Consider the following 4,593-nt stretch of genomic DNA (forward strand, 5'->3'; position numbering starts at 1 on the left):
CTATTATCACTAATTGCTCCATTGCTTATTTTAGCAAGAATATCCTCTGCAAAAGCAGAACTTGAAATTAAAGCACTTAAAGCTACAACACTAAATATTTTTTTAAACATAGCTAGCCCCTTATTTTAAATATAATGTAAATTTATTTTATTGCAAGAAATATTTTAAGTCAAATTTAATAAAGTATTATTTTATAGATATTTAAATAATATTTATAATGATTTTATGATAGTTATAAAAGTTTTTTATTTTTTATAAAATGAGCAAATTTGTAATGTTTTTAATTTTATATATTTATAATTTTATTTCAATTAAACAATATGATAAATCATTTGAAAAATATTTAAATTTTGTTATAATGCAAATTATCTACAATATTAAGGACAATAATGTTAAGAACGATAATTATAGCTTTATTTTTTATTATTAGTTTAAATGCAAAAACCCCTAAAGATACTTTAGTTATTGCAGTAGAAAATGAAATTTCAAGGATAAATCCTGCTTATAGTGAAGATCACGATGTAGCTATATCTTTAGTTTTTTCAGGACTTACGCGTTTTGATGAAAATATGAATTTAAAACCTGATTTAGCTAAATCTTGGAAAATAAGTAGTGATGGCTTAAATTATGAGTTTGATTTAAGAGAAGATGTGCTTTGGCACGATGGAGTTAAATTTAGTGCAAAAGATGTTGAGTTTAGCCTTAAAGCTTTTATGGATAAAAAGAATAACTCTTCTATATATGTTAATTTTGAAGATGTAGATAAAATAGAAATTTTAAGCCCTTATAAGATTAAAATTAGTTTAAAAAAACCATATCCTGCTTTTTTAGATGCTTTAAGTATAGGAATACTTCCTTATCATTTGTTAAAAGATGAGAATTTAAATACTAGTTCATTTAATCAAAATCCTATCGGAACAGGGCCTTATAAATTTGAAAAATGGAAAAAAGGTTCTTATATGATATTTAATGCTAATGAGCATTATTATCTTGCAAAAGTAAAAAGTAAAAAAATTATTTTAAAACATATAGCAGATCCAAATATTAGTGTGGTTGAACTTAAAAATGGGCAAATTGATGTTGCTTTGATTGATTCTTCTTTACTTAAAGCTTTTGTAAATGATAAAAACTTTAAGATTTTAAAACAAAGTTCAGCTGATTATAGAGCTTTGATGTTTAATTTAAATAATGAATTTCTTAAAAATAAAAATATACGCTTAGCTTTAAATTATGCAGTTGATAAAGAAAGTATAGTAAAAAATATATTGCATAATTATGGTTTTATAGCTTCTCATCCTTTAGAAAAATCTTGGGCTAATCCTAAGGAATTTCCAAGTTATAAATTTGATTTGACAAAAGCACAAAAACTTTTAGAGCAAGAGGGTTTTAAAAAAAATAAACAAGGTTATTATGAAAAAGATGGAAAAGTTCTTGAATTTGATATTTATGCAATGAGTAATGATCCTTTAAGAGTTGTTTTGGCAGGAATTTTGCAAAATGATTTTAAAAAACTTGGAGTAAAAACAAGAGTAATTGCAAAAATAGCTGGAAGTTTTGACTATACCAAAGTAGATAGTTTTTTAGTGGGTTGGGGTAGTCCTTTTGATCCTGATTTGCACACTTTTAGAGTATTTGAAAGCTCACAAGATAGCGATATTAATCCAGCAGGATGGAATTTTGGTCATTATCATAATGCTAAGGTTGATGAAGCTTTATTTTTAGCAAGAAATTCTCTTGATGTAAAAGAAAGAAAGAAATATTATTCTAATTTTATCGAAGCTCTATACGAAGATCCTCCTTTTATTTTTTTAACTTATTTAGATTTTGCTTTGGTTTATAAAGCAAATATTTTAGGTATAAAACCTAGAATTTTAGGTCATCATGGAGTAGGATTTACTTGGAATGTTTATGAGTGGAGTAAAAATTAGTATTTATAAAATTTTTGCTACTTGTGTTTTAATGTTTCTTAGTTCATTTTTATGTTTTGTTATGCTTTATTATAGTAAAACAAGTGTTGTATTTGCTAGTGGAAATGATGTAGTAAGTTTAGAAACAAAAAATCGCATTGAAGCAAATTTGAATTTAGATAAACCTTTATTAGAACAATATAAAATGTGGTTATTAAAAGTTTGCAAAGGAGATTTTGGAACTTCTTTAATTAGCGGAGAAAAAGTATTTTTTTTGATTTTAGAACCTTTAAAAAATACTTTTATTTTAACCATAGCATCTTTATTTGTTTTATTTTTTTTAAGTATTATTTTAGCTTTAATTTGTGTAATTTATAAAGATGGCTTTATAGATAAGATGATTAATTTCTTTACCCTTAGTTTTTTTGCTTTGCCACCTTTTGCCTTAGCTTTAATACATATTTTAATTTTTGGATTTTTTTTAAAAATTTTGCCTATTTCAGGTATAAGTGATATAGGTTTTGAAAATGATTTATCTAATCGAATTTTGCATTTAATCTTGCCTCTTAGTACTTTAGTTTTATCACATTTGGCTATTTTTGTGCGCATAGCTAAAACAAGTTTTGTTGAGAGTTTTAATCAAATATTTATTCTTAATGCTTTTGCAAGAGGTTTAAGTAAAATAAGAATATATGGGCACTTTATTTTAAAGTATTCTTTGGGGGTGATTATTTCTTATTTTGGTGCTTGTGCTTTAAGTTTTATAATGGGTGCTTATGTAGTTGAGAGTATATTTTCTTATAATGGAATAGGTTTTTTAATGATACAAAGTATTATTTTTAAAGATTATCCTGTAGCAATGTTTTTAATTATGCTTAGTGTTTTAATGGTTAATTTTTTTATTTTAATTAGCACTTTGCTTGCTAGACTCATAAATCCAAGATTAAATTATGCGTAAAATTGGTATTTTTTTATTTATTTTTATAATTTTATGTTTATATTTTAATTTTTTATTAAGTGGATATGATCCTAATTTAATACACCTTGATTCTGTTTATCAAAGTCCTTCCAAAGAATATATTTTTGGAACAGATTCCTTGGGTAGAGATTTATTTATTAGGCTTTTATTTGCTTTAAAAACTTCTTTTTTAATAGGAATTTTTGCTTCTTTGCTTACCATTTGTTTTGCGTGTTTTTATGTTTTTTTAATGCGTTTAGTTTTTTATAGTTTTTTTATACGTTTGTTAAATATTTTTTTATCTTTACCAATTTTACTTTTGCTTATGTTTTTTCAAAGTTTTTTACAAGGTGGATTTTGGAGTATGATTTTTATTATAGCTTTAGCTCATTTTCCTTTTATAGCTAAAGTTTTAGAAGATGAGTTAAAACGTCTTGAAAAACTTGAATTTTATGAGTGTGCCCTTGTTTTGGGCTGTTCTAAGATAAGAGCTTTTTTTAAAGAATTGCTTCCACCTTGTTTTTCACTTTTAATGGTATTATTTGTTTTAAATGTGATTCATTCTATCAATACTGAATCTACTCTAAGTTTTTTTGGTTTAGGACTTGCTTTTGAAATTCCAAGTTTGGGTAATATTTTAAATGATGCAAGTAAGGCTATATTTCTTGAGGCTTGGTGGATGATTGTTTTTCCACTTTTGTTTATTTTAGGACTTATTTTACCTTTACTTTTTTTGGCACGTTTTTGGCAAAATACTTTTGGTGTAAGATTATGATAGAAATTGATAATTTAAACCTAAGTTTTAAAAATAAACCCTTATTGCAAAATATTACTTTTAGTTTAAAAGACAAAAAAACTTTGGCTATTATAGGAAAAAGCGGAAGTGGAAAAAGTCTTTTAGTTAAGTCTTTATTAAGACTTTTAAATCAAGATTATAAGATTGAAGCTAAGAAATTTAAGATTGATAATTTTGATATTTTAAATTTAAAAGAAAAAGAATTAAGAAAATTAAGATCTTTAGCAGCCCTTGTTTTACAAGATGCGCATTTAAGTCTTTATCCTTATTTGGATATTGGAGAATTATTTCATATTGTTTTGAAAACGCATACAAATTTAAATAAAATATCAAGAAAGCAAAAAGCTTTTTATTATCTTGATTTATTAGGGTTAAAAAATTTAGATTTAATCTGGCATTCTTATCCTCATCAATTAAGTGTTGGTATGGCAAGACGCATTAGTTTTGCCTTAGCTTTAGTAAGCGAACCAAAATATTTAATTTGTGATGAAATTAATTCTTCTCTTGATAAAAAGAATGAAGAAAAAATTATCAAGCTTTTATATGAACTTAAAGATAAAATAAATCTTATTATTATTACTCATAATTTAAAAATAGTTTATGATTTAGCCGATGAACTTTTGATAATGCATCAAGGTTTAATTTCTCAAAAAATAAGTAAAAATAATTTTTTTAAAGAAGAAAATGAATATACAAAGGCTTTTTGGAGTTTTTATGCTACTAGAAGTTAAAAATTTAACTCAAAGCTATTTATTAAAAAAGCATTGGTATTTAAAAAAAGAAGAAATATTTATATTTAAAGAATTAAATTTTAACCTCAAAAGTGGCGAAAATTTAATTATTACAGGAGAAAGTGGAAGTGGAAAAAGCACTTTAGCAAGGATTTTATGTATGCTTGAAATTCCAAAATATGGAGAAGTATTATATAAAGG

The 4,593-nt window shown here is 24.5% G+C and carries 5 protein-coding genes; all 5 read left to right on the forward strand.

The genetic code is table 11. The annotated features are described in order from the left end of the window. Positions 1-389 precede the first annotated feature (389 nt). Positions 390-1,928, forward strand: a complete 1,539-nt coding sequence (locus tag JG677_RS07180; protein WP_200169952.1) for an ABC transporter substrate-binding protein — start codon at positions 390-392, stop codon at positions 1,926-1,928. Next, the gene (locus JG677_RS07185; RefSeq protein WP_200169951.1) at positions 1,909-2,865 is read left to right on the forward strand and encodes an ABC transporter permease; all 957 of its coding nucleotides are present in this window, start codon (positions 1,909-1,911) and stop codon (positions 2,863-2,865) included. Before JG677_RS07180 ends, JG677_RS07185 begins: the two co-directional genes overlap by 20 nt. Then, positions 2,858-3,640: an ABC transporter permease gene (locus JG677_RS07190; RefSeq protein ID WP_200285971.1), complete on the forward strand. Its 783-nt coding sequence runs from the start codon at positions 2,858-2,860 to the stop codon at positions 3,638-3,640. Before JG677_RS07185 ends, JG677_RS07190 begins: the two co-directional genes overlap by 8 nt. Further along, a complete protein-coding gene (locus tag JG677_RS07195; protein WP_200217270.1) occupies positions 3,640-4,392 on the forward strand; it encodes an ATP-binding cassette domain-containing protein in 753 nt (250 codons plus the stop codon). Before JG677_RS07190 ends, JG677_RS07195 begins: the two co-directional genes overlap by 1 nt. Further along, the coding region (locus JG677_RS07200) for an ATP-binding cassette domain-containing protein (RefSeq protein ID WP_200285973.1) at positions 4,376-4,593 on the forward strand (218 nt) is incomplete at its 3' end. The genes JG677_RS07195 and JG677_RS07200, both read left to right, overlap by 17 nt.

The organism is Campylobacter sp. TTU-622 (assembly GCF_016598965.1).
Classification (GTDB): Bacteria; Campylobacterota; Campylobacteria; order Campylobacterales; family Campylobacteraceae; genus Campylobacter_D.

Coding starts and splice junctions, on each gene's coding strand:
- JG677_RS07180 (WP_200169952.1), top strand. CDS start 390: ATGTTAAGAACGATAATTATAGCTTTATTTTTTATTATTAGTTTAAAT.
- JG677_RS07185 (WP_200169951.1), top strand. CDS start 1,909: ATGAGTGGAGTAAAAATTAGTATTTATAAAATTTTTGCTACTTGTGTT.
- JG677_RS07190 (WP_200285971.1), top strand. CDS start 2,858: ATGCGTAAAATTGGTATTTTTTTATTTATTTTTATAATTTTATGTTTA.